The 620-nt window shown below is 66.5% G+C and carries 1 protein-coding gene; it reads left to right on the top strand.

The features are described 5' to 3' along the window. Positions 1-620 (top strand): AMP-binding enzyme (locus GCT19_RS42490; protein WP_152855135.1); only part of this gene is annotated, 620 nt, incomplete at both ends.

The raw sequence follows: 620 nt of genomic DNA, 5'->3' as shown, positions 1-620 counted from the left end.
CGCGACAGTCTGGAATTGCCCGGCTGATTTTAATGGGTCAGTGGTCCCGATTGGCCGTCCGATTTCGAACACGCGGGCTTATCTGCTGGACGGTCATGGCGAGCCGGTGCCGTTTGGTGCGGTGGGCGAGCTTTATATTGGCGGGGCGGGGGTCGCGCGTGGCTATCTGAACCGCCCCGAGCTGACCGCCGAGCGGTTCATCGCCAGTCCCTTTGTGGAGGGCGATCGGCTGTACCGCACGGGGGACCTGGCGCGGTACCTGCCGGACGGCAATCTGGAGTTCCTGGGCCGCAATGACGACCAGGTGAAGATCCGGGGCTTTCGCATCGAGCCGGGCGAGATCGCGGCGCGGCTTGGCGAGCACGCCTTTGTGCGCGAGGCGGTGGTGGTGGCGCGACAGAACCGCGCCGGCGACAGGCATCTTATCGCCTATGTGGTGTGTGCGCCCGAAGCTCAATCGGATGGGCTGGATGGACCTGAGCTTGCCAACACCTTGCGCGCGCACCTGAGTGCGCGGCTGCCGGACTACATGGTGCCGTCGGCGTTCATGCGGCTGGCGGAGTTGCCGCTGACGGTGAACGGCAAGCTCGACCGCAAGGCACTGCCGGCGCCGGCTGACG

It is taken from the genome of Paraburkholderia atlantica (assembly GCF_009362785.1).
Taxonomy (GTDB): Bacteria; Pseudomonadota; Gammaproteobacteria; order Burkholderiales; family Burkholderiaceae; genus Paraburkholderia; species Paraburkholderia atlantica.
Note: the sequence above shows the minus strand (reverse complement) of the source record. Positions and strands in the feature narration are given on the sequence as shown.